The sequence below is a fragment of the Acutalibacter intestini genome (assembly GCF_034334985.1).
GTDB classification, from domain to species: domain Bacteria; phylum Bacillota; class Clostridia; order Oscillospirales; family Acutalibacteraceae; genus Acutalibacter; species Acutalibacter intestini.
The window spans coordinates 20121-43960 of record NZ_JAWXXL010000028.1; the positions used below are offsets into that span (position 1 = coordinate 20121).

The 23840-nt window shown below is 52.3% G+C and carries 19 protein-coding genes; 14 read left to right on the top strand and 5 right to left on the bottom strand.

Features of this window, described 5'->3' with window-relative positions:
* The first annotated feature begins 5 nt into the window (after positions 1 to 5).
* Positions 6 to 1391: an MATE family efflux transporter gene (locus U8U68_RS16255; RefSeq protein WP_322202660.1), complete on the top strand. Its 1386-nt coding sequence runs from the start codon at positions 6 to 8 to the stop codon at positions 1389 to 1391.
* A gap of 123 nt (positions 1392 to 1514) precedes the next feature.
* Complete coding sequence (locus tag U8U68_RS16260; RefSeq protein WP_322202662.1) at positions 1515 to 1982, top strand: hypothetical protein; 468 nt, start codon at positions 1515 to 1517, stop codon at positions 1980 to 1982.
* A gap of 74 nt (positions 1983 to 2056) precedes the next feature.
* On the opposite strand, the gene nhaC is transcribed toward U8U68_RS16260, so the two are convergent.
* Positions 2057 to 3457 (bottom strand): Na+/H+ antiporter NhaC, encoded by a 1401-nt coding sequence (nhaC, locus tag U8U68_RS16265; protein WP_322202664.1) that lies wholly within the window; start codon positions 3455 to 3457, stop codon positions 2057 to 2059.
* Positions 3458 to 3821: 364 nt separating this feature from the next.
* Here nhaC and U8U68_RS16270 point away from each other — a divergent pair, with 364 nt between their 5' ends.
* Genes U8U68_RS16270 through U8U68_RS16285 form a run of 4 tightly spaced genes read left to right on the top strand, consistent with a single transcriptional unit; the run spans position 3822 to position 6756 of the window.
* Entirely contained in the window at positions 3822 to 4610 is a 789-nt protein-coding gene (locus U8U68_RS16270; RefSeq protein WP_322202666.1) for an ABC transporter ATP-binding protein, read from the top strand.
* Between the two features lie 10 nt (positions 4611 to 4620).
* Entirely contained in the window at positions 4621 to 5424 is an 804-nt protein-coding gene (locus tag U8U68_RS16275; protein ID WP_322202668.1) for an ABC transporter permease, read from the top strand.
* A 4-nt stretch (positions 5425 to 5428) separates the two neighbouring features.
* Positions 5429 to 6208 (top strand): ABC transporter permease, encoded by a 780-nt coding sequence (locus U8U68_RS16280; RefSeq protein WP_322202670.1) that lies wholly within the window; start codon positions 5429 to 5431, stop codon positions 6206 to 6208.
* 41 nt (positions 6209 to 6249) lie between these two features.
* Entirely contained in the window at positions 6250 to 6756 is a 507-nt protein-coding gene (locus U8U68_RS16285; protein ID WP_322202672.1) for a GNAT family N-acetyltransferase, read from the top strand.
* Positions 6757 to 6870: 114 nt separating this feature from the next.
* On the opposite strand, the gene U8U68_RS16290 is transcribed toward U8U68_RS16285, so the two are convergent.
* Positions 6871 to 7992 (bottom strand): aldo/keto reductase, encoded by a 1122-nt coding sequence (locus U8U68_RS16290; protein WP_322202674.1) that lies wholly within the window; start codon positions 7990 to 7992, stop codon positions 6871 to 6873.
* Positions 7993 to 8347: 355 nt separating this feature from the next.
* Between U8U68_RS16290 and U8U68_RS16295 the strand changes: the two genes are divergently transcribed.
* The 6 genes from U8U68_RS16295 to U8U68_RS16320 all read left to right on the top strand — a co-directional run bounded on the left by U8U68_RS16295 (position 8348) and on the right by U8U68_RS16320 (position 15437).
* A complete protein-coding gene (locus U8U68_RS16295) occupies positions 8348 to 9250 on the top strand; it encodes a ribokinase (protein WP_322202676.1) in 903 nt (300 codons plus the stop codon).
* A gap of 557 nt (positions 9251 to 9807) precedes the next feature.
* The gene (locus tag U8U68_RS16300; protein WP_322202678.1) at positions 9808 to 10470 is read left to right on the top strand and encodes a response regulator transcription factor; all 663 of its coding nucleotides are present in this window, start codon (positions 9808 to 9810) and stop codon (positions 10468 to 10470) included.
* Positions 10467 to 11420, top strand: coding sequence for a sensor histidine kinase (locus U8U68_RS16305; protein ID WP_322202680.1), 954 nt, complete (start codon positions 10467 to 10469; stop codon positions 11418 to 11420). Before U8U68_RS16300 ends, U8U68_RS16305 begins: the two co-directional genes overlap by 4 nt.
* A 90-nt stretch (positions 11421 to 11510) precedes the next feature.
* Entirely contained in the window at positions 11511 to 12197 is a 687-nt protein-coding gene (locus U8U68_RS16310) for an ABC transporter ATP-binding protein (RefSeq protein ID WP_322202693.1), read from the top strand.
* On the top strand, positions 12194 to 14743 hold the full coding sequence (locus U8U68_RS16315; protein ID WP_322202682.1) for an ABC transporter permease: 2550 nt from the start codon (positions 12194 to 12196) through the stop codon (positions 14741 to 14743). Before U8U68_RS16310 ends, U8U68_RS16315 begins: the two co-directional genes overlap by 4 nt.
* 391 nt (positions 14744 to 15134) lie before the next feature.
* Positions 15135 to 15437, top strand: coding sequence for a hypothetical protein (locus U8U68_RS16320; protein WP_322202684.1), 303 nt, complete (start codon positions 15135 to 15137; stop codon positions 15435 to 15437).
* Between the two features lie 1596 nt (positions 15438 to 17033).
* On the opposite strand, the gene U8U68_RS16325 is transcribed toward U8U68_RS16320, so the two are convergent.
* Together U8U68_RS16325 and U8U68_RS22470 are read right to left on the bottom strand one after the other, a co-directional pair.
* Complete coding sequence (locus U8U68_RS16325) at positions 17034 to 17642, bottom strand: hypothetical protein (protein WP_322202686.1); 609 nt, start codon at positions 17640 to 17642, stop codon at positions 17034 to 17036.
* Between the two features lie 495 nt (positions 17643 to 18137).
* Positions 18138 to 18356: a DUF5067 domain-containing protein gene (locus U8U68_RS22470; RefSeq protein WP_367575842.1), complete on the bottom strand. Its 219-nt coding sequence runs from the start codon at positions 18354 to 18356 to the stop codon at positions 18138 to 18140.
* A gap of 75 nt (positions 18357 to 18431) precedes the next feature.
* Between U8U68_RS22470 and U8U68_RS16330 the strand changes: the two genes are divergently transcribed.
* Positions 18432 to 18968, top strand: coding sequence for a phage minor capsid protein (locus U8U68_RS16330; RefSeq protein ID WP_322202688.1), 537 nt, complete (start codon positions 18432 to 18434; stop codon positions 18966 to 18968).
* Between the two features lie 458 nt (positions 18969 to 19426).
* On the opposite strand, the gene U8U68_RS16335 is transcribed toward U8U68_RS16330, so the two are convergent.
* Positions 19427 to 19645, bottom strand: coding sequence for a hypothetical protein (locus tag U8U68_RS16335; protein WP_322202690.1), 219 nt, complete (start codon positions 19643 to 19645; stop codon positions 19427 to 19429).
* A gap of 1022 nt (positions 19646 to 20667) precedes the next feature.
* On the opposite strand from U8U68_RS16335, the gene U8U68_RS16340 reads away from it, so the two are divergent.
* Positions 20668 to 23772: a UvrD-helicase domain-containing protein gene (locus tag U8U68_RS16340; protein WP_322202691.1), complete on the top strand. Its 3105-nt coding sequence runs from the start codon at positions 20668 to 20670 to the stop codon at positions 23770 to 23772.
* Positions 23773 to 23840: the final 68 nt, after the last annotated feature.

Here is a 23840-nt window from a genome sequence, read left to right on the forward strand (position 1 = left end):
TTGATGTGCAAAAAAATCGGGACGCGACTTTGGATATGACCCAGGGTTCTCCGGCAAAACTACTGATTTTATTCGCAATCCCCATGTGGATTGGTGCGGTATTCCAGCTGATGTACAACATGGTAGATACCATTGTAGTGGGACGCTTTGTAAGTATCGACGCCCTAGCCGCTATTGGCGCGGCGGGGTCTACCAGTATGTTTATCATGCTGATGGGCAACGGCTTGACCAACGGTATTTCGGTGATTATCTCTCAGGCCGAGGGCGCCAAGCGCCAGGACCTGCTGAAGCGGGCGGTAACCCATGCGGTGTACTTGGTGCTGGCCGGAAGCCTGGTCTTGGGGCTGGCGTCCTTCTTTGGGGCCCGGCCCATGATGGAGCTGCTGGGTACACCGGACAACATCATTGGCCAGTCTGTGGCGTATATTCAGATCACTGGCGGGCTTAGCGCGGCCCTGTTTGCCTATAACGGCGTGTCCTCTGTGCTGCGTGCGGTGGGGGACTCGAAAACCCCCCTGTATTTCCTGATTTTCAGCTCTCTCTTAAATGTGGCCCTGGACCTGCTGTTTGTACTGGCTGTTCAAGGCGGCGTGGCTGGGGTGGCCTGGGCCACGGTAATCTCCCAGCTGGTTTCGGCGGTGTTGTGCGCCTGGTACATGCTGCGGCGGCACCCGCGCCTAAAGCCGGACGGGGATTCCTGGAAGTTTGACGGGGAGATGATCCGCCAGTACCTGCGCATTGGTCTGCCCATGTGCGCCCAAAGCCTGGTGCTGTGCGTGGGAATGTTCGTCATTACGGCAGTGATCAATTCCTTTGGCTCCGACATTGTGGCCGCTTATACTGTGGGTGGAAAGGTGGAGCAGCTGGCTACCGTATCCTTCTCCAATGTGGCGTTTTCCTTTTCCGTGTATGCTGGGCAGAATTTTGGAGCCAAGAAATATGGACGCATTGCAGAGGGCCTAAAGAAGGGCGTGTTAATTGTGGGAAGCCTGGCTTTGGTCTCCACGGCTATAATGATGATTTTTGCCCGTCCGCTGGCGTTGATTTTTATGGAGGAGCCCAGCGCCTATGTGTTGGAGGCTGCGGTGAGCATGATTCGTATTGAGGCGGCGCTGTATGTGGCCTTGGGAGCAATCTGGACCGTGAATTCCGCCCTGCGGGGCATTGGCGCGGTAAAGATCACCCTGGTCTCCAGTATTGTAGAGTTGGCTTCAAAAATTGGTATCTCCGTACTTTTGCCCTTGGCCATTGGTTATACGGGCATTTGGCTGGCGGCGCCCATTGGCTGGATGCTGGGACTGGTCCCCTCTATCATTTTTCTGCTGTGCTGGTTCCAAGCCCCGGAGACATTTGGAAAGTCTAGAAAGGAAAAAAGTTTGTATAATAAATAGAGGCGTGTAGGTTGGTTACAGGACTGTTTGTATTTTGGACGCGCAATGAGATCGTTTGCCCGCCTATCGTATGTGGAATTTCATGTGGAAGTGGTACATAGATTATAGGAAAGGAATCATTTTATGCCGCAGTTAAATAAGGGCGGAAAGTTTGTGTTCGGAAAGTCCCTAATTCGGGAGGAACTCAGTCTGCGTGTTCCTCCCCAGGCAATGGAGGAGTACGGCATCTGCCGTGAGGGCAGGGTCTATCTGTTTACAGGGGCAAAGGCCACCGGTGGCTTTTGTGTCACCAGAAAGGGGCTGCTCTTACCCTCTCTTCTGGGAAAAATATTAGCGGAACTGCCGGGCTTACGGGAGTACACTCTGCCCCAAGGGGAGTTCGTCCCCTATAAGGGCCGGGCTTATTGCTGGCTGGAGGTCTCGGCAGAAGGTGTCATCCAGCTAACTCCCGCCATGCTGAAAAAGCTGGAGCTGGCTCCTGGCCAGTGGCTCCTGGCCATTCGCAGTAGTAATATTGCCTTTACCATGGGGGCCCGGGGACCGCTGATGGAGAGGGCAAGAAATTATCAGGGAGAAATACCGTTATTCTAATTCTCCTATTCTGTGGCAAAGCGTATAAAAAAGGCCTGGCATCTTTTGTAGACGCCAGGCTTCTTTTTGTTCTCTTAGTTATCCTGTCTCTTTACTTTCGGCATACTCTTGCCCATAGCCGCAATGGCAATGGCCACTAGGGGATTGAGCCAGCCAAAAAAGGTAAAGGGCCCGTACTGCCAAGCGGAGATGCCCAGCATATTCTCGGTGAATCCTGCTCCGGTGCTGTAGGGAACAATGCCGCCAAAGACCGTGCCAGCATCCTCCAGGGCGCGGCTAAGGTTTTGGGGCTTTAGGCCGTGTTTCTGGTAAAGAGGGCGGAACAGCCGGCCTGTCATGATAATGGCTACATACTGCTGCCCGGTACCCAGAAGTACCCCCCAGGCGGTGAGAATGGTGGCAATTACCAGCCCTCGGTCTGACTTAATGTGGCTTACCACCTTTTCCAGAATAGACCCGGCCATGCCGGTACGCTCGAAGATACCGGCAAAGCTTAGGGCAATTAGCATAAGGGCCACGGTGCGCATCATGCTGAGCATGCCGCCCCGGTTCAGCAGGGTGTCTACGGCTTCCACTCCGGTACTGGCGGAAAAGCCGTTCATCATGTTGCCCATAAGGGAGCGAAAGGCCGCCCCCTGGACCAATAGCGCGGAAAGAACCCCCAGCAATGCCGCCCCCAACAGCCCGGGCAGGGCGGGAACCCGGAAAATTACCATGACCAATACCAGGGCTGGGGGCAAAAGTAATAGGGGATGGATAAAGAACTGCTCCCGCAGGGTATCTAGGGTGATCTGGACCTGAGCGGTATTCGCTGCACCGCCCCCAAACACAAAGCCCAAGACCCCATAGATCATGATACAGAGCACATAGGTGGGGGTGGTGGTCACCATCATATGGCGGATATGGTCGAACACATTGGTGTCGGATACAGAGGGGGCTAGGTTGGTCGTATCGGAGAGGGGAGACATTTTATCGCCAAAGTAGGCTCCGGAGACCACGGCTCCTACAGTAATAGGCCCAGGAATGCCAATGGCCTCCCCAATGCCGAACAGAGCAACCCCTACCGTGCCAATGGTGGATAGGGAGCTGCCGATGGAAAGAGAGACCAGAGAGCAGAGCAAAAGGGCTGTTACCAGAAAAAACCGGGGCGAGATAATCTGCAAGCCATAGTAGACCATGGTAGGGATGATGCCCCCATCCATCCAGGCAGCGATAAGGACGCCGATGGACATGATGATCAGCAGGGCGGGCAGCGCGGGGGTAATGGCGCTGGTAATGCCCTCCAGCATGTCCTGCCAAGAGAAGCGGTGCAGGGCGCCCAGCAGGGCAGCCAGAACCGCCGCGATCAAAAGCGGCACATGGGGCGCACTGCCCAGCAGGGCGGTAAAGGTGACCACTAGGGTAATCAGCAGGGCAAACATAGTCACTGCCGGCCAGAAGCCCACTGAACGGGACGTTTGCTTTTGAGTTTCCATGAGGTAATTCCTCCCAGTAAAAGTATACCGATTTAGTATACCATCTTGGTTAAGGAGAGTCAATAGAGGAATGGACATAAGTGGCAGAGGCTAAGGGGGCCACAGTAAGGAAAAGGAGAGGAACGCAATAAAAGTTTCGTCCACTTTTCCAAAAGTGGTAGGGGTTCAGGGGGCAAAGGCCCTGGCCGCCGAAGGCCGCTCTGCCTGGCGGCGATACCGTAACTTTCCACAGAATTATTCTGGAAAATTTGTGAAAAAAATTTGTTGACTTAAGAGAAAATCTGTTGTAAAATTTATGTCCTGCCCTTCGCGAGGGGTGATTAAGAAAATAACTATAAATTGTAACAAGAAGGGAGTGTTCTGCATGATTGAAGTAAAGGACCTGCGAAAAACCTTTCGGGTGGCCCGGCGGGACGCGGGCTTTGCCCAGGCGGCAAAGGCGCTGTTCCACCGGGAGTACGACCTGATCCATGCCTTAGACGGCATCAGCTTTTCCATCCGGGATGGAGAGATGGTGGGGTACATAGGCCCTAACGGCGCGGGGAAGAGCAGCACCATCAAAATTCTCAGCGGCATCCTTACCCCGGACAGCGGCCAGTGCCTGGTAAACGGCCGGGTCCCCTGGAAGGAGCGCACTCGCCATGTGCGGGAGATCGGCGTAGTGTTTGGCCAGCGGACCCAGCTGTGGTGGGATGTGCCTGTCATCGACTCCTTCGAGCTGCTGAAGGATATCTACGCCATTCCTCCCGAGACCTACCGGATAAACGTGGACGAGCTCACCCAGCTTTTAGACTTGGGCGACCTGCTGCGCACCCCGGCACGGATGCTGTCCCTGGGCCAGCGGATGCGCTGCGAGATAGCCGGGTCCCTGCTCCACAGCCCCAAGCTGCTGTTTTTGGACGAGCCCACCATTGGCCTGGACGCGGTCTCCAAGCTGGCGGTGCGGGAGTTTATCCGGCGGCTGAACCAAGAGCGCCGCACCACCGTACTGCTGACTACCCACGACATGCAGGACATCGAGGCTCTGGCCAGCCGCATTCTGCTCATCGGCAAAGGAAAGATCCTGCTGGACGGCGGCCTGGAGGACATCCGCCGGGGCGGGGAGCAGATCGACGAGACCGTGGCCCAGCTGTACAAAAAGTTCGACGTGTGAGGTGGGCACCATGAAAAAATATCTGTCTTTTTTTCGGCTGCGCTTCATCATGGGCCTGCAATACCGGGCCGCGGCCCTGGGCGGCCTGGTGTGCCAATTTTTTTGGGGCGCCATGGCCATTCTGGCCTTTAAGGCTTTTTACGAGAGCGACCCGGCGGCGTTTCCTATGAGTATGCAAGCCGTTTCTAGCTACATATGGCTGCAACAGGCCTTTTTGCTGCTTTTAACTCTCAACGGCATGGACGGCGAATTCTTTAACGTGATACAAAGCGGCAATGTGGCCTACGAGCTGTGCCGTCCGGTGGATGTGTATGGCATGTGGTTCACCCGCCAGGCGGCCACCCGGCTCTCCAACGCCATGCTGCGGTGCGTACCGCCCCTTCTAGTGGCCCTGCTGATTCCCGCGCCCTACGGCCTGGGGGCCCCGGCGGGGTTGGGGGCATTTTTGTGGTTTGTTCTCTCCCTGTCCCTGGCTACAGGGGTGGTCACGGCCTTTTGCATGATCGTGTACATGATTACCTTCCACACCATTTCCCCCCGGGGGGTACGGCTGATGGCCATAGGCGTGGCGGACTTCCTCAGCGGAGACATTGTCCCCCTGCCTTTTTTCCCGGACGCGGTCCGCCGGGTGGTGGAGCTGCTGCCCTTCTCGGCTATGGTGAATGTGCCCCTGCGCATCTACAGCGGGGACCTATGGGGAGAGGAAATGCTGCGGCTGGTGGCCCTGCAAGCCTTTTGGATTGTGGCCCTGGTGGCAGCGGGCAAGTTCTTAGAGCAAATAGAACTCAAACGCGTAGTGGTACAGGGGGGATAAGAGAATGCTTCGGCTGTATAGAAAATATTTTTCCATTCATTTAAAGAGCGTTATGCAGTACAAGGGTTCCTTTTTCGCCACAGTGGTCGGGTCCTTTCTCACCAACTTCACGGTGTTTTTGGGGATTCTCTTCATGTTCCAGCGCTTTCACACAGTAAAGAACTTTACGTATGAGCAAGTAATGCTCTGCTACGGTTTCACGCTCATGGGCTTTTCCATAGCTCAGATGTTCGCCTCGGGGTTCAAGGTGTTCGACAGCATGATTGCCAACGGAGAGTTCGACCGCATTCTCTGCCGCCCCCGCAATGAGATCTTCCAGGTACTGGCCTATCGCATCGACTTTGTGCGTGTTGGTATGCTGTTGCAGGGTGTTGTTATGCTGATTTACGGCCTTTGCAGCTGCCATGTGGACTGGAACTTCCCCCGGGTGCTGACAGCCGTTTTCATGGTGATTGGGGGTGTAGTGCTGTTCTCGGCGCTGTTCCTGCTGGACGGGGCCATTGCCTTTTTCACCCTGCAAGGGCTGGAGTTTATGAACGTGTTTACCTATGGGGCCGTGGAGCACGGCAAGTACCCCTGGGGCATTTACGGCCGGGGGATGCTGCTGTTCTGTACTTTTGTGGTGCCCTACGCCCTGGTGCAGTACTATCCGCTGCTGTACCTTTTAGGGCGAAGGGAGGACTCCTGGTGCATTTTTTTGCCGCTGATTGCCTGCCTGTTTGTCGTGCCCTGCTGGGTGGTGTGGCGCATCGGCGTACGGCGTTATAAATCTACAGGGTCTTAAGAATGGGGGACCGCACAATATTGCTGAAAGGAGAAATCGTCATGTTAGAAACCAAAGACCTGATTTTGGACAAAGGCCGGCAGGAGGACTGGCAGGCCATGTACAGCAATGTTTGGAGCCGCCCGGAGAGCTTCCGCTATATGCTGCCCCAGCTTAGTCTCAATGAGGCAGAAGCAAAGGAGCGAATGCGCCGGACTATCGAGTTCCAAAAGAGCCACGACACCTATATTGTGTATTTACGTTCTACCCACCAGGCCATTGGGTTTGCCGGAGTAGAACAGGTGGGCCCAGATACCTGGCAGGAGGTGGGTATCTGCCTGGGGCCAGACTTTGTAGGCCGGGGCTTTGGAAAACAGATCGTACAATGCCTCTTGGCATATGCTAAGAGGCTGGGTGCTCGGGAATTCCTCTACTCCACCTGGGAGGAGAACACTGCATCCATTGCCCTTGCAAAGGCCGCGGGCTTTACGTTGGTCAGCCAAGAGCCCATGACCCGGCCTCATGATGGCCAGGCCTACACCCTTTTGAAATTCAAGCTGGCATTGTGAGGGTGAGAGAACATAAAAGAGGGCCGGACCTTGGAAGGCCTGGCCCCCTATAGAACTGTTTCAGAAACGGCGTGGCCTGCGGGCGATGCCGTTCCTTAGTTTATCCGGTAAGAATTAGCGGTCAAAATGCGCTGAGACATCCTTTAAGTAGTCGATAATAGGCAGATGCTGGGGGCACATCTCCTGGCACTGGCCACATGCAATGCAGTCCGCGGCCTTTCCAAAGGTTCTGGCCAAATTCTTATAAACATTAAAGTTTGCGGTCCAGCCTTTTTCCTCCAGATGTTCCCGCATATCCTCATTATAAAGAGAAAAATATTGGGGAATAGCAATCTTCTGGGGGCAGCCCTCGGTACAGTAAGAGCAACCGGTGCAAGGCACGGCAATTTGGCTGTTGATAATCTCCGCTGCTTTGGCCACCAGGGCTTTCTCCTGGTCGTTGAGAGGCTGAAAATCCTCCATATAGCTTAGGTTGTCCTCCATCTGGTCTAGGCGGCTCATGCCAGAGAGCACCATCTTGACCCCCGGCAGACCAGCGGCAAAGCGAATGGCCCAGGAGGCGGGGGAAGCCTTAGGATTGTAGGTCTGGAACAACTGCTCCACCTGGGCGGGTACCTTTGCCAGGGTACCACCCTTTACAGGCTCCATCACAATAATGGGCGTGTTATGTTTTACAGCCACTTCATAGCATAGCCGGGACTGTACCCACTGGCTTTCCCAGTCTAGGTAGTTAATTTGCAGCTGGGCAAACTCCAGGAAGGGGTATTTGGTAAGAATTTCGTCCAGCAGCTCCGCCGGACCATGGAAGGAAATGCCAATGGACCGGACCACCCCCTGGGCTTTCTTTTCCTGTAGCCAGCGAAAGCAATCGAACTGCTCATATTTTGGATAGCTGCTCGGCTCAATGCCGTGGAGCATATAGTAGTCAAAATACCCGGCGCCAGTTTTTTCTAATTGTTCTTCCAGCACCTTGTCCCGTTCCTCCAAAGAGTTGAAGAAGCCGGAGTGCAGCTTGGTGGTTAGGGTAAAGCTATCCCGGGGGTAGCGCTCCACCAGTGCTTTTTTAACAGTGGGCTCGCTCTGAAAGCCACAGTACATCCAGGCAGTGTCAAAGTAAGTAAAGCCCCTTTCTATAAAAAGGTCCACCATCTGCTTTACCTGTTCTAGGTCAATGTCCCCGGCATTAGCGGGGCTGTTGGTAGGCAGCCGCATTAAACCAAATCCTAATTTTTTCATAACAGAACTCCTCTCTGTACTTTTTTATAAATTATATGATTTAGAGTAAGCTCAAGTCAAGTCCTTTTTCCGACTGGGGCAGTGAAAAGGGGATTTCCGCCTCTTGACAAAGCCTTAGTGAAGAGATAAACTCATAATTATTAAGGCAACACCGCACAAGGACCGGCCTGCGGATTCTGCACACGATTTGCTAGCGCTTTTCCTGTCAGAGCGCACGGCTTTCGCCTGCCAACCGCCAGATTTGGCGGCGCTCAAATCGGTACACTCTGACGAAAAAATTGACTGCGCATCTCGCGCACAATCTTTGTGCGGTGTTGCCTTAATAAAACCCGATCAAAATTCAGGAGGCGTTTTTATGTCGGCCCAAATTATTAACTTTGGCTCGTTAAACCTAGATACCGTTCTCAGCGTGCCTCATATTGCCCGGCCGGGAGAAACCATCTCTGCCCAAAAGGTAGAGAGCTTTTGTGGGGGAAAGGGGTTCAACCAGACCATTGCCCTGATTCGGGCAGGCTGCCAGGTGTACCATGCCGGGAAGTTGGGAACCGGCGGCGAACCCCTTCGGGCTGCTCTGGAAGAGAACGGGGCCGACTGCCGCTATTTATTGTCCTCTTTGGGCAGGACCGGCAGCGCTGTGATTCAGCGGGCAGACTCTGGCGAGAACTGCATTGTTCTGGACGGAGGGGCTAATCAAGAGATTACCCAAGAGGAGATAGACGCGGTTTTGGAACACTTTTTCCCAGAGGACGTGCTAGTCTGCCAGAACGAAATTTCTCACCTTCCTTATTTGTTGAAAGCTGCCAGCCGCCGGGGGATGCGGGTGGCCCTAAACCCATCGCCCATTGATCCAGAGCTTTTGGCTTGCGACCTGTCCGGCGTGACCTGGCTTATCCTCAATGAGATCGAGGGGGAGGGCTTTACCGGAAAGACGGATCCCCAAGAGGTGGCCAGCGCACTGCTGGCCCGGTACCCCCATATGAAGGTGGTACTGACCTTAGGTGGAGAGGGGTCGGTTTATGCGGACAAAGAGCAATGCTGCCGGTGCATAGCGGTTCCTATTTCGGTGGTAGACACTACTGCTGCGGGAGATACCTTTTTGGGGTATTTTTTGGCAGCGGTTTTAGCCGGCGAGCAGCCAGAAGCTGCGCTAAAGCGGGCTTCTCACGCGTCGTCGTTAGCCATCTCCGTTCCCGGCGCACTGCCGTCCATCCCTACTGCTCAGGCGGTAGAGGCCTTTCTAGAGGAAAGGGATTCTTGAGGGTTTACTAAAAGCTAAGAGTATAGAGAACGGTCGGCGGATTTACTATGTTTTTGTCGGTCCCAAAGGATTTTGAATGCGTAGAAAGTGGCCTCTTCTGGGCAAAAGGCGGCGTTTTCGATTTTTCAAACAGAGCCTAATCCCGAACAAGGAAAGATTGTGTTCGCCCAATGCTTCTTCTGCAAGGAAAAGGCATATCGTTGGTTCCATCTTCGAACAAGTCTTAAGACCCAAACTCCCACCTGGATTTTCCACTGAATAGCGGCATAATTGCTAGTAGCGCGAATTTAAGGCAACACCGCACCATTCGCGGCTGGTGCCTTAAGCACCGTCTTGCTTGCAGATTTTCCGTGATAGCGCACAGCTTTCGCTGGTCAATGGTGATATTGACGGCGCTCAATCTGTACCCTCTGAAGAAAAATCTGACTGCCCAATACGGTACTTAGAATTCTGCGGTATTGCCTTAAGAAAATGGACAAAAGACGTAAAAGTTTAAATCCATTGATCAGCTTGATCAGCGCAGGGCGAAATGATGTTACAAAGCAAGGAGAAAACACATGAAAAAAATCCTAATCGTTGAAGATGACGAGGCCATTCGCATAGGCCTTTGTCAGTCGCTTTCTTCTGACATGTTGGACACGGTGGGTTCGAAGGACTTAGCCTCTGCCAGGCGGCGGCTGGAGAACGAGCGGTTCAATCTATTGCTTCTCGACTGCAACCTCCCCGACGGCAACGGCATCGACTTCTGCCGGGAGCTCATGAGCAAAATGACGATCCCGGTAATTTTCCTCACCGTGCGGGATTCAGAAATCGACGAGGTGGCCGCCTTTCGCGCCGGAGCCTGCGATTACGTAAAGAAGCCCTTCTCCCTGATGGTGCTGCGGGAGCGGATCGCCGCCCTGCTGGAACGCACGGAAAAGCGAAGTGATCTGTATGTGGACCGACGGTATCGGTTCGATTTTACATCGTTGGATTTTTTTGTAGACGGTATAAAGGTGTATCTCGGTTCCACGGAATACAAGCTGCTGGCGGTACTGGTGAAAAATGCGGGCAATGTGTTGTCTCGGGCGGTACTAACGGACGCTCTCTGGGAGGGCGGCGAGGAACTGAACGAAAACGCGTTGTCTGTTGCGGTTAGCCGGTTGCGGGGGCGGTTAGGTGAGAAAAGCATCAGTACTATTTACGGGCTGGGATATATGTGGGTAGGTGATAGGGGATGACGCTGCTTTTTCTGGTGTTTTGGATCCTTCTCACCCTGGCGTTCTGTTTTGTGAACAGCCTTTATATAGGCAGCATATGGCCGACCGTCTGCTATGGAATATTCACAGGGCTTGTTGCCGCGGGGGGTGTTCTGCATGAGAAAAACCATCGGAAAAAGCTACTTGACGATGTGCAAAAAGCGCTGGAGGGCAAAGACGATTTTGCGGTGAAGGAGAGTGAGCTTGCGCCTATTGCACGGCAGCTGAAGCTAAAGCGCAGCGAAGAAGAAGCCCGGGACCAGCGTGTTACAGAGAGTTACCGTAATCTTGCCGCGCTGGTTTCCGACATTGCACACCAATGCAAGACGCCGCTAACCGCTGCCGCCATGTACGCCGAATTACTGCCGGCCTCTCCAGAATCGGCGGCGATCGGACAACAGATAGAAAAGCTACGGTTTCTTTTGGAGGCTTTGGTGAAGCTCTCCCGGTGTGAGGGAGGGCTGATTGCAGAAAATGTGCACCCGGTCCAAGAATTGGTGGAAACATTGGCAGCCCAGGCGCTGTCGGCCGTTGTGCCTGAAGCCGAGAGAAAAGGCCTGGTTCTTTCTGCGGAAATCCCTAAAGGACTGATCGCGCTATTTGACCTGCGTTGGACTGCGGAGGCGGTGGGGACCATATTGGATAATGCCGTGAAATACGCGCCGGGAAATTCGAGAATCGTGGTCACGGCCCAGAGATATGACGCCTACATCCGGCTGGACATTTTGGACGAAGGCCCAGGAATCTCAGAGGAGGAGCTGCCCGAGATCTGGAAGCGGTTCTATCGCGGTAAAACCACCCGGAACGCTTCCGGCGTGGGGATTGGCCTCACCCTCTGCCGGATGATCGTGCAGGCCCAGAACGGGCGGGTATTCTGTCAGAATCGCGAGGGCGCGGGGTGTCAGTTCAGTATCTTTCTGCCAACCAAATAAAAATTATGATTCTTTCAAAAGTGAAAGACTTCGTTGCGGTCTGGAAAGATTCGTTTGTTATAATAAGCACATTAACCGGAAAGGAGCGTAATTATGCTCATACAAACGAATCAACTGACAAAGATTTTTGGAAGCGGAGAGAACGCGCTGCGGGCGTTGGACGGATTAACTCTGTCTGTGGAGCGGGGGGCATTTGTCTCTGTGGTGGGCTCCAGTGGCAGCGGCAAGAGCACCCTTTTGCACTTGCTAGGGGGGATTGACGTCCCTACCAAGGGCACGGTAACCATCGATGGCACAGACCTCTACTCCCTGGCCCCCGACTCGCTGACGGTTTTCCGGCGGCGCTATATCGGTTTCGTATTCCAAAGCTACAACCTAATCCCCGGCTTGAACGTCTGGGAGAATGTCGTTCTGCCCTTGGGGCTGGACAAGCTGAAAGCCGACCGGGAAGAAATAGAACAGCTGCTCTCCACCCTTGGAATTTATGAAAAACGCTATTCCATGCCCTCCCAGCTCTCCGGCGGACAGCAGCAGCGGGTGGCGATTGCCCGGGCGTTGGCCACAAAGCCCCACATCGTCCTGGCGGACGAGCCCACAGGGAACCTGGACAGCAAGACCAGCCTGGAAGTCATGCTGCTTCTGGAGAAGCTGAACCGGGAATTTTCCCAGACTATTTTGATGATCACCCATAACGAGGAGCTGGCCCAGATGACCTCCCGGCGCATACGCATCGAGGACGGGCGCATTATTTCCGATAGCAGGGAGGGCTCAAAATGATTTTCCGGCTTGCACGCTTGCAGATAAGCTCTCACCGGCTGCGCACCACATTCGTTGCCGTGGCGGTGGTGCTCACCACGGTGCTATACATGACGGTGATCAGCTTCGCCTACTGCTCTTTGGATTCCGTACAGCTCTCCAAAATGTTGGCGTCTGGCTCCGACATCCACGCCTCCATTTTTGATATGGGATATTCTATCTCCGGGGAAGCCTTGCGGGAGGAAATTCAAAGAGCCCCCGAGGTTTCGGAGACATTTCTGATGTCCTTTGAGCCTGTGCGCTGGGTGGAACCGGCCGAGGCGAACAGCGTAGAGCAAGGGTTTGGCATGCTTTTTGTGGACCGGGAGAAGATTCTCCCCCACCTCTTCATGACACTGACCGAGGGTCGGTTCCCCCAAGGGGCGGATGAGACTCTGCTCTGCCGGGAGGTGTTCCCCACGCTTTCCATTGGCGACCAGGTCCGGTTTTTCATTAAGAGCGTAAAGGTTGCGGAACCGATGGAGAGAACCTACACCGTTTCCGGCTTCTACCACAGCGACGCGGACGTGCCGCCCCCGGCGGTAGCGCTGTATGGGGAGCACGTGGCGGAGGAATTGGAACTGAGCGTCATAGTGCAGTTTCACAGCAGCTTCGGAATAGACCGGCGGCTGGACGCAGTGGTGGAGCGGCTGTCACAGTGGGAGACCCCCGGTGAGGAGCGGCGCAGCCAAATCAACTACGCCTTTGTCGCCGCGGATTTGGGTAGCCTCCTCCAGCCGGGCACTGTCCTGCTGATGCTCTTGGTGATCGGGGTGCTGTTCTTCGCGGCGTTCCTGCTCATCTACAACGTGTACTCCATCGCCCTGACCCAGGACATGCGCTCCTTCGGGCTCTTGAAGGTCATCGGCATGACCCACCGGCAGATGAAAAAGCTGACGCTGATGCAGACCGGGCTCATTGCTTGCGGGGCGCTGCCGGTGGGTCTGCTACTGGGGTATTTCATCGGGTTTAAGCTCCTCTCCCCTATATTTATAAGCATGAGCGGGGAGGTGCTGCCCAACCGGTTCAGCCCGATGATCGCTCTGACTAGCGCCGGACTGACGCTGTTTACCCTGTTCTTCTCGGCGCTGCGGCCCCTTGCGCGCATCAAGAAAATGACCCCCATACAGTCGGTCTCTCCCGAGCCGGAGAGCAAAGCTCCCAAAAAGGAAAAGCGCCGGGAGGCAGGAGCCTCCCCCAGAAGTCTGGCTATGGCCGGGCTGCGACGCAGCCGGGGGCGGATGCTTGTCACTTCCCTCTCAGCAATGGTGTCTGTGCTGCTGTTTATATTAGTGGGTGCGTTCACGGAAATTGACACAATGGTTGGCGGAAAACAGTTGGGGATGTTTGACGTGGAGCTGGGGCTGTGGGACGGGGACCGCAATGGTCTTATCCCCGAGGAGCTGACAAAAATCTCAAAATTCGCGGCGGTGGAGCCGGATATCCTCGATAGCCTTGCCACCTCTGACAACGTGGAGGAAACGCGGCTCCTGCGCTTCCAGCAGATTGACGCGGACATCACCCCCGGGCTGGCGGAGGAAATCAGGGACTTTATGGCGGGGTCGGAATATGACTTTGTGCGGAAGGAATACCAGGATATTCTTGACTGCGGCAGTGTAAAAGCCGCCGTGCTGGGCATCCCCGACGAGCTCTGCCGGGAGATTGTGGTGTCCCAGGAGGACAGGATCAAGCCAGTTTGCTATGACGGAGAGGAACTGTACGACGGCCGGCACATACTGTGTATTTCCACGGAAAGCGACGGGCAGGAGGTCTATCTGAATCTGCGGCTTTCCTCCGGGGACCCGCTCAGCCTTAGCAGGGATTACAGTGTCATTCACCTTGAGCTGCCCTCGGGCCTCTGGACGGCGCTGGGAAAGATTTGCGGAAGGCTCACGGCGAACTCCGCCGGCGTGGAGGAAATGTTTTTCCTGCTGCCCGAGAGCGTCTTTGAGAGGGAGTTCCCGGACGCCCCGGCGTTCACGGTACTCGTGAACGCGAAAGAGGGCATGGAAGATGCGCTACTGAAAGAAGTTCAGGCCCTGACGGAAGGGCGCGGCGTGGGCTCCGGCGACACCAGGTTCGAGTATCTTGTGGGCGGCAAGCTCACCAACATGAAAGCATTGCAGGAACGGCTGGGGGCCATCCAGCTTACCGGCTACAGCCTTTGCGGAATCATCTTCCTAATTGGGCTCATGAACATGGTGAACAGCGCCCTCACCTCCACGGTGCTGCGGCGGAGGGAGTTCGCCATGCTGGAGACCGTGGGCATGACCCGCGGGCAGCTGCGCCGGATGATGGTGTATGAGAACAGCGCGGGCGGGGTGTTCGGGCTTGCGGCATTTGTAGTTGGGTCAGCTTTATCCAACGCGCTGCTGGCGCGGGTATTTGACGTGAAAGTTTCCGCCATATCCCTGCCCGCGGTGGGGATACTGCTTCTCCTATTTGCCATCGGTGGTGTGGCGGCAGAATTTTCATACCGGCTCGCCACCAGAGCGTCACTGACCGAGCGGGTAAAGTGTGAAGAATAGCGGAAAAAATAGATTCAATTCATATTTAGAGGTGTCGTAGGGGATGTACTGGTCCGCGATGTCCAGATACTCTGTCCATCGTCAGGGGATTCGATTTCCGGGATGGGATAAGTTTCTGCTACTGGACTGAATAGCAGATTGCTCGTCCCCTGTGTTATCGCCCCGCTGGAAAATATAGAAGGGGGAAAGCAATTACGGCAATTATCAGCGTTTCAAGAATATACTGAGGATTTTGACGTTGTTCACGCCGATAGAAAGCAGGATACCCGTTTTATATGACTTGCAGCGACATATTAGGATAACCGCCCGTGTTATAGTAGCGTTGAACGATGATTGTGCCGCCCAACTTTAAACCGTTTCTTTTAGCCAGTGACCTGCGGATTAGGACGGAGTGACCGTCCACCGGGGGAATATGCAGTCCCTCCACCAACTTAAACCCGCTTCCTCGGAAGTAGTTGAAATACTTGGAATTGGAAACGGAGGGGAGGCGGCTGTAATTGCTCCCCAGTCCGAAACCGCTAGTAAAGTAGAAATCTACTGCAAAGACGCTGCTGCCGCAAGAATGGAAAGCCCTGGCAGACCAAACATAGAGGTCACGAACAGGGTTAAAAGCAGGAGCAGCGTTTTCCCTCTTTTCCTGGTCGTGCCGCAAAACGTTCTTTTGATCATGCTTGTAGCCGCTTTTGGCTCATAAATAATCGTTGCAAACCGCCATCTACTATAGGGGATAGTGAATGCAAATAAACCAGCTGTCAGAATGTACTGCCTTTTGACATATCGGAAGCCCATGAATATTAGGATTGGGTAGCCCAGCAGCGAGTAGGGGGTCCCCAAATGCGGCGGGAAGCTGCCCGGTTGCACGGCAGGAATAAGCAGAGGGTCTTGCTTTCACTTCAAATGGAAGCGGGCGAAAGAGTATTAGGGCTTGTTTGATAAATCGCAAACACCGTTTTTTGCCCGGTCCGGGCGGATTTGTGTGTGGAAAATTCTCGTAATACGAAAGGATTCCTTGCGGTTTTCTTCGTCAAACCGCACCGGCCAGGGCAAAAAGACGGCACTTTCTCTATTTTCAAACCAGCCCTAGGAAGGGTTTAAGATGTTCAAGCGGTTTTTGTCGTTGGTTCTGGTACTGTGCTGTCTGGCAGGATGTTTGCCGCTGCCCGCAGGGGCGGAGGGTTTACCTATTTCAGGTACTTGTGGAGATAATCTGAGATGGACGTTAGATGAGGGGGAGACGCTTACAATATCGGGGACGGGGATATGATAGATTATGAATATTCTTCCTTCTAACTCTAAAGGCGCTTCTACCGCTCCTTGGTTTGTGCGACGCAGCGAAATCAAAAAGCTGGAAATTGGCAGTGGTGTAACAGGTATTGGGGCCTGCGCATTTGTATTTTGCGAGCAGCGTGCTGGGCAACGGAAAACGGCATCATAAACAGCAAGGGCGGTGGACTGCTGGATCCACCGGGCGTCGCTGAGCGCTGTGAAGTGGCGCAGATACGAATGAATTACTTGAAGTAGCTGAAAGATTTTTTGGCGCGGTTGTTGCCAAGTCTATGGATAAGAGCATCAAAAGCCGCCCCATAAATGGGCGGCTTTCCTCTTTCGGCGCAAATCCATTTTTCTATTTAACGAAAGGAGTATACATCCCAGTTTGTATACCGTAAATAATACCACTTACTTTGATAGTGGTTTGAATTGTACAGGAGTGGTATGTGTTTAACCATATTAGTTCTACTTTCTGACCGCATAAGGATTACGCCGGTTGCAAGACAGTTTGACTACCATGTCAAAGCCATTGGGGTTTTTAATGATAACGGCCGCCTCTCTAAGAGGGGACGTAGTTTTGGGTACATATAAATAGCGGCTATCCCCCAAAGAGTTACCCGGTTATGACTGTTATTGGTATAATTAAGGCAACACCGTACAATTCGCGGCTGGCGCCTTAACCACCGTCTTGCTTGCAGATTTTCCGTGATAGCGCACAGCTTTCGCTTGTCAATCGTGAGATTGCGGCGCTCAATCTGTAGCCTCTGACGAAAAATCTGACTGCGCAATACGGTACTTAGAATTCTGCGGTATTGCCTTAATTTTACAAATTCATTAATTGCGTTATTCTGATTGTGATTGGTACTAAAATCTTGGCTATTTCTCGCAGCCAGGGCTTTAGGTCTCTCCCTGTCTAACTCGTGCTGAATTTCACAGGATTAAACTCATTTTCTGGAACGACTTCTAAACAAAGCCTCATGTTAGCGTCCCATGAATATATTCCCCTTCCTATTCCGGGGGATTATTCTGCTTTGCGATAAAGAGGTATCTTGATCTGCACTTCTGCCTGCTCTGCCCAATCCAACAGAGTATTGGTTGCCGTGCGAGTAATGGCAGTATCCTCTTTAATGATATCTACCTCCTCTTCCATGTGAGATAGCCTGGCGTTAGTTTCCCCCTGCCCTTGTTCCAGATTGCTAAGCCGTACGTCCATCTGGTTAAACTGCTCGTCTATTTGGCTGAACTGCTCGTCTATTTGGTTGAAGCGTTCGTCTATTTGGTTGAAGCGTTCGTCTGTTTGGTTGAAGCGTTCGTCTGTTTGGTTGAAGCGCTTGTCAATTTGGTTGAACTGCTCGTCTATTTGGTTGAAGCGCTCGTCTACTTGGCCGAACTGCTCGTCTATTTGGTTGAAGTGTTCGTCAATTTGTCCGAACTGCTCGTCTATTTGGTTGAAGCGCTCGTCTATTTGGTTGAAGCGCTCGTCTAATTGGTTGAAGCGCTCGTCTATTTGGTTGAAGTGCTCGTCTATTTGGTTGAAGTGCTCGTCTATTTGGTTAAACCGCCCATCGATCTGGTTAAACTGCGTATCCATCTTTTCCAATATGCTCAAAATTTTCTCTTCGTTATTCATTGCTATGTCCCTTTCTAGGTTATTTTATTCCAACGTCCCCAGCCCCTGACAGCGAATGTCTTTTGTTATGGGGCGGGGTTTGTAAGCCAAATGATGTGAATTCTCTGGGGAGAGGATCCACTTTGGGAAAGTCTGTTTCTTTTGCCGCTCTTGGTGTTTTCGCAGCGGGGACGGCTTGCTTATTTTCCTGCTGCGCATAGAATTGCCTGGCATATTTTTTTATAACAAAGCCCGCCCGGGGAGTAGCTAAGACGAACAGGTTGATCCCGCTGTTAATGAGGAGAGCATAATGCTTTTGTCAGTTTTTCACTCATTAAAAGACTCCGTGACTTTTATGGTAACATTGCTGGTCACATCCTGCAAAAGATAGGCCTGTTCTACCTCCAAGCCCCTTCTGACCGGATCTTTTTTATAGAATTTTGAGCATTATAGGTTTCGTCTGAACCGGAAATGATGGCGGTTTCATGCTGGGAGCCGTTTTGAAATACCTTGTCGCTAAATGGCGGCCATAAACATTTTATTTTCTCCGCTATGATTGGTAGACTTATAACTTGCAATGAGGGCTGGCTTGCTCTCATAGTCAGTAGCGCTACGGGCACCTAAGATAGCCACCCCATAATCGCCAAAAGGACCTGTGTCTGCGTCTCGAGATGGCTGATCAGTGTTTTGTTTGCTGGGCCGGGGAGAGCTTTGAGGGACGGATTGAGATTTCATTTTTTGCGGAGGAGGCGTAACCTTAAAGGAATCAGATGAAAATCAGAAAATCGACTTTACTATATTCTAGTATGATTGTACTCGAAAAACGAGAGAAGGTCAAGGGGGCTTTTCGGAGACATCGCGAAACCAAGCTACCCCGCCTTTGTAGAGCCCTGTGGTTATGGTTCTGTCACGGGCATCGGCAGGGCCAACTACCGCCATAATTTTTTCGCGTTTGTGGAGGGCGTCATGCAGCGCTCCTACACGGATGAAGAGCTGGAAGAGATCGACCCGCCGCCTTTTGCGTTTGAGGGCAAGACCTACACCCAGTACAAGGTCACCCAGAAGCAACGACAGATTGAGCGGACTATCCGCAGGCTGAAGCGGGAGCGGGCGGCGGAGCTGAAGGAAGAGGAAACGGCAGTTTCGGCGCGGATCCGGTGGCTGGATGAAGAGTATAAGGCGTTCAGCCAGGCGGGCCTGGACGACTTCATTTCCTTGCCCCAGGGGCAGATAGAGCAGTACAAGGAAATATTCCATCAGGTGGAAATTTTGCTGGGTGTCGAGAGCAATGATCTTGTTGCCATGCATGTGGAGGCAAGGAAAAGTCCGTTGACCCACCTCTCGTAGCGAGGATGGCAGAGCAAATCCTGCTTACGGCGGCGAAAGATTAGGCAATACGGTGCTTAAGACGCCAGCCGCGAATTGTGCGGTGTTGCCATTAGCTTAAAGGCGTGATGAAAGGCAAGTCCACAATCCTGACAAAGGCATGGAAAACCAAGTATGTCAAACGAACTGACCGCCAAGAGGAAAACATTCAGTCAGAGATATCTTGCGTTAAGAGAGGAAGTAAAAGAAGTCGAGAAAATCAGAAAGAGCGTTTACAATATTTTGCGGCAGGAACGGCAGCCCCACAGAAAGCAGGATATGGAGCAATAACAGACAGGGCGGTAGGATGGTCAACATCTGCCCCGCCGCCCTGTTTTGGACTTTGATCAGACCGATAAACTGGAATCTGTTGATGTGTTTGCTTGGTCTAAATATACAAAGGTTTTATATGTTCCGACAAACTGATCGCATCTAGCAACCTATGTATATGTGGTGGAACGTTCAAGGATAAAGTAGGTTACCAACTCTTTTGCATTATCCAAGGTATAAACAGCATTACCCTCTAAATCGTATAAGGTCGTGTCCAAATTTCTGCTGATACCATTCGATTCAAAAGCAAACTTTATCCGGTTGCCAGATTTTTCCATGAAAGAAATATCAGATGTTGTGGGGACTGGCTTTGAATACTCATTGCTCATATTACCTAATTCTTAGGCCGGGTCAGCAGATTAAAAGCTGATAATTCCTACTGCCACAACGAGAATAAAACAGATGAGGATGATATATTCCTTTTTCATGCCATTATCCTTCTTTCTCCTACATGGGGCGGTGTTTGGTTTACGGTTACAATGATATTTCAAAGAGGCGGTAGCATTTTGTCTATTGCCCCTTGATTATCCGTCCAGTTTCGCGATCTCATTTTTATAAATAAAGTTAGGATATTGGTTGCGCCAATAGAAAAGGTTCTTAAAATATATGCATAGAATAACGAATCTTTTCCCTTTCATCAACGTTGACTAAGCGATTTCTACTACCCCTTCCGGCTTCATAACTGCATATTTGAATAGCAATGGCGTCTTGATTATTTGCATTTGCTGGAAATTCTGTTTCTGTTGCTCCGGGGCAAAGTAACGTTATTTTTATATCTGTCCCTTTGAGCTCTCTATAAAGAGTGTTGGAAAATGACAGCATAATATTCCAGGCATAAAACCCGCGTGAACAGAGAGGTGAGGAAAGCAGGCGAAGCAACCAACATGACCTTTGACCCGGCCCTGGCAAGCCAGACTCGATGACCGTGCGGGGGATTATGGAACTTGCTGTCATCTGCCCATGAATTTGCGCGGGAGCCCTGTGGTACACGCCAACTCACTCCACAGAGGGGGAGTGCTGTGGAGCTATGGCAGCTAGAGCCGCATCTATAGCGAAAAAGGTAGATGCTGTAGATGCGAATAAAAACCGCCTTGGCTACAAACACAAAATTTTCTCATTATATTGACTTTTACATCTCAATCTGCTATTATTTAAAGGTACAGAAAAGCGGTGCAGGGAAGGTGTCCCCGCACCGCTCGTTTTTTCCAAATGCAATATTCGTGCTATGCGTAGAACAGAATTCTTTTCAGAAGATTCATGTTCGAACACATCGTATCGGTGTGGCCATGAAGAAAATAGTTATTCAAAAGTCTTTCTTCAGAAGCGCATGATAGAGTGAAAGAGGAATTCAATGAATTATATTGCGGACTTACACATTCATTCCCACTATTCCCGCGCAACCAGTAAGGACTGCGCACCGGAATATTTAGACCTGTGGGCCCAGCGTAAAGGAATTGGTATTGTCGGAAGCGGGGACTTCACGCACCCGGCATGGCGGCAGGAGCTAGCAGAAAAGCTGGAGCCAGCGGAAGACGGACTTTATGTGCTGAAAAAAGAGCATCGGATTCATACGGATATGGGGGGCATACAGCCGCGCTTTGTCATTACAGGAGAAATCAGTTCCATCTATAAAAAGAATGGTCGGGTCCGGAAAGTACATAGCCTGATTCTGCTGCCTGGGCTGGAGGAGGCGGAACAGGTTGCTTGCAAGCTGGAGACCATAGGGAATATTCATTCTGACGGCAGGCCTATACTAGGACTGGATTGCCACGATCTGCTGGAGATCCTTTTAGAGATCTGCCCAGATGCTGTTTATGTTCCAGCTCATATCTGGACCCCGCATTTTTCTTTGTTTGGGGCGTTTTCCGGTTTTGATTCCGTGGAGGAATGCTTTGGCGATCTGTCGCGTTATATCTGTGCCATGGAAACAGGGCTTTCCTCAGATCCTCCTATGAACTGGCGGGTTTCGGCCTTGGACCATTACCAGCTCCTTTCCAACTCGGACGCCCACTCACCAGCAAAGCTGGGCAGAGAGGCAAATCTTTTGGATATAAATCTGTCCTATGAGGCCCTAAGAAAAGCCATTCAGACCGGGCAAGGCCTGGTGGGAACGATTGAGTTTTTTCCTGAGGAAGGGAAATATCACTACGATGGACACCGAAAATGCGGACTCTGTCTTTCGCCCTCTGAGACGATAAAATATGGAGGGATTTGTCCGGTATGCGGCCGAAAGCTGACCATAGGAGTCTCCCACCGTATTGAGCAGCTGGCGGACCGTCCGGAGGGGTACCAGAGATCACAGGCAGTGGGGTTTGAAAGCCTGGTTCCGTTGCCAGAGCTGATCGGCGCGTCTTTAGGGTATTCCCCAGCCAGTGTTAAAGTGGGGAAAATATATCAGACCATGCTTCGAAAACTGGGGTCTGAGTTTTCCATCCTGAGGGAGATTCCCTTGGAAGAAATCTCTGGAGTATCTGAAAAGCGGATTGCAGAAGGGGTGGGGCGCTTAAGGAAAGGCAAGGTGACATGGCGGCCCGGCTTTGACGGTGAATACGGGAGCCTCCGCCTTTTTGCGCCCGGGGAAATCCAGCGGCTGGATGGGCAGATAAGCTTGTTTGAAGGACAAGCGGATATGCCGGAGGAAACTCCGTCAAAGCATAGTGGGAATTTGGAGAGAGCAGACGAGCCGCAAAACGTAAAGGCCCCCGCGCTGTCTATGAGAAATGCCAAGAATCTCAGCGGCGTTTTAGCGGTTTCGCCTGAAAAGAGCATGGGAAAAGAACCTGTTTGGAATGAAAAGCAACGGCAGGCCATTGAGTCTATCCAGCGGGTTACTGTGGTAAAGGCCGGGCCTGGTACTGGAAAGACGGGAACATTGGCTGGACACATTCTCCATTTGATAGAGACTAGGCGGGTAAAACCCTCCTGCATCACGGCGGTAACTTTTACCAACCAAGCGGCTAAAGAACTGCGGGAACGGATTCAGAAGCAGCTGGGAGGGGCAGCGGCGAAAAGGCTACAGGTGGGAAGTTTCCACTCTATTGCATGGAAGCTCTTAAAAGACCAGTGTATAGAGTTTTCTCTGGCAGGAGAGATGGAGACGAGAGAACTTGCCGAAAAAATACGAAAGGAATATAAGCTGAAACAGTCCGCAACCCAGCTTCTTACCCAAATATCGAATTATAAAAATGAAATGTACCAGCAGACGGCCGCTTTGGATGAAAAGATATGGGAGGCGTATGAAAACAGCATGAGAGAGTGGGGCGTTTTGGATTTTGACGACATTTTGCTAAAAGCGCTGGATATGGCTAAAAAAGAAAATCTTCAAAGGGGAAGCAAGGGGCTTAATTCGTTTTCTTATCTCCTGGTGGACGAGTTTCAGGACATTAGTCCCTTGCAATACCAACTGCTCCAAGCATGGAACCAAGGTGGCAGAGAGCTATTTGTCATTGGCGACCAGGACCAAGCAATTTATGGGTTTCGAGGGGCGGACGCTAGGTGTTTTCAGAAGCTTATAGAAGATTTTCCAGAGGCGTTCCAGGTTGTCCTGGAGGAAAATTACCGCTCTACACCACAAATTCTGGCAGCGGCCGCCCAGGTAATCTCTCACAATCCGGGCGGGAAAAGGAGCCTGCGCCCCCACCGGCCCAAGGGCGCGGCAGTCCGGGTGATAGAGGCGGATAGCGAAAAAGCGGAGGCCATTTTTGTGGCAAAGGAGATCAACCGTCTTGCTGGAGGAATTGGGATGCTGGAGGCCCAAGAGCTGTTCCCTGCAAGAGAGGGGAACGCTTGGGGATTTGAGGACATTGCCGTGCTGTACCGGACCCACCGCCAGGCCGGGCTGCTGGAAGAATGCCTGACCAGAGAGGGGATTCCCTACGTGGTGGCGGGTCGGGACTCCTTTTTGGAAGAAGAGACCGTGCGGGGGACCATCTGTTTTTTCAAGGCCCTGTTACAGCCAGAGGATAGGCTGGCCGTCCAGACGGCCCAGAGGCTTTTGTGGAAAGGAGAGCAGGAAAACGCGGCAATGGACTTTTATGGGGCGCTGGCAGAAAAGTATAAACCACAGCTAAACCGGAAAAAGCCCCAAAAGCTTTTGGAGGAATGGATGAAAGAGATGAAGCTGGAACAGAAAAAGGAAATGGAAAAGCTGCATCAAACCGCGATTTTTTATCAGAAGATGCCGGAGCTTTTGGAAGCTCTGGAGACTGGAACAGAGGGCGACCTAAAACGCTGTGGAGGAAAACAGTATAAAGCAGGGGCGGTTACTTTAATGACGCTTCACGGCGCAAAGGGGCTGGAATTCCCGGTGGTGATGCTCTATGGGGCGAAGAAAGGGCTGGTCCCCTTTAGCGGAGGTAAAGACCTTGCAGATGAGGAGGAAGAGCGCCGCTTGTTTTATGTGGGCCTTAGAACCTGTTTAGTATCTAGCCAACCATCCGGTCCAGTGATAAAATAGAGGGGATGAGGGGGGAAGACAGGTGAGGAAAAGCTATCCAAGTGACATCAGTCGGAAACAATTTGAAG

What these genes read in the sequence shown, in the direction of transcription:
- U8U68_RS16260 (WP_322202662.1), top strand. Translation starts at nt 1,515, where the DNA reads ATGCCGCAGTTAAATAAGGGCGGAAAGTTTGTGTTCGGAAAGTCCCTA.
- nhaC (WP_322202664.1), bottom strand. Translation starts at nt 3,457, where the DNA reads ATGGAAACTCAAAAGCAAACGTCCCGTTCAGTGGGCTTCTGGCCGGCA.
- U8U68_RS16270 (WP_322202666.1), top strand. Translation starts at nt 3,822, where the DNA reads ATGATTGAAGTAAAGGACCTGCGAAAAACCTTTCGGGTGGCCCGGCGG.
- U8U68_RS16275 (WP_322202668.1), top strand. Translation starts at nt 4,621, where the DNA reads ATGAAAAAATATCTGTCTTTTTTTCGGCTGCGCTTCATCATGGGCCTG.
- U8U68_RS16280 (WP_322202670.1), top strand. Translation starts at nt 5,429, where the DNA reads ATGCTTCGGCTGTATAGAAAATATTTTTCCATTCATTTAAAGAGCGTT.
- U8U68_RS16285 (WP_322202672.1), top strand. Translation starts at nt 6,250, where the DNA reads ATGTTAGAAACCAAAGACCTGATTTTGGACAAAGGCCGGCAGGAGGAC.
- U8U68_RS16290 (WP_322202674.1), bottom strand. Translation starts at nt 7,992, where the DNA reads ATGAAAAAATTAGGATTTGGTTTAATGCGGCTGCCTACCAACAGCCCC.
- U8U68_RS16295 (WP_322202676.1), top strand. Translation starts at nt 8,348, where the DNA reads ATGTCGGCCCAAATTATTAACTTTGGCTCGTTAAACCTAGATACCGTT.
- U8U68_RS16300 (WP_322202678.1), top strand. Translation starts at nt 9,808, where the DNA reads ATGAAAAAAATCCTAATCGTTGAAGATGACGAGGCCATTCGCATAGGC.
- U8U68_RS16305 (WP_322202680.1), top strand. Translation starts at nt 10,467, where the DNA reads ATGACGCTGCTTTTTCTGGTGTTTTGGATCCTTCTCACCCTGGCGTTC.
- U8U68_RS16315 (WP_322202682.1), top strand. Translation starts at nt 12,194, where the DNA reads ATGATTTTCCGGCTTGCACGCTTGCAGATAAGCTCTCACCGGCTGCGC.
- U8U68_RS16325 (WP_322202686.1), bottom strand. Translation starts at nt 17,642, where the DNA reads ATGAATAACGAAGAGAAAATTTTGAGCATATTGGAAAAGATGGATACG.
- U8U68_RS22470 (WP_367575842.1), bottom strand. Translation starts at nt 18,356, where the DNA reads ATGAAATCTCAATCCGTCCCTCAAAGCTCTCCCCGGCCCAGCAAACAA.
- U8U68_RS16335 (WP_322202690.1), bottom strand. Translation starts at nt 19,645, where the DNA reads ATGAGCAATGAGTATTCAAAGCCAGTCCCCACAACATCTGATATTTCT.
- U8U68_RS16340 (WP_322202691.1), top strand. Translation starts at nt 20,668, where the DNA reads ATGAATTATATTGCGGACTTACACATTCATTCCCACTATTCCCGCGCA.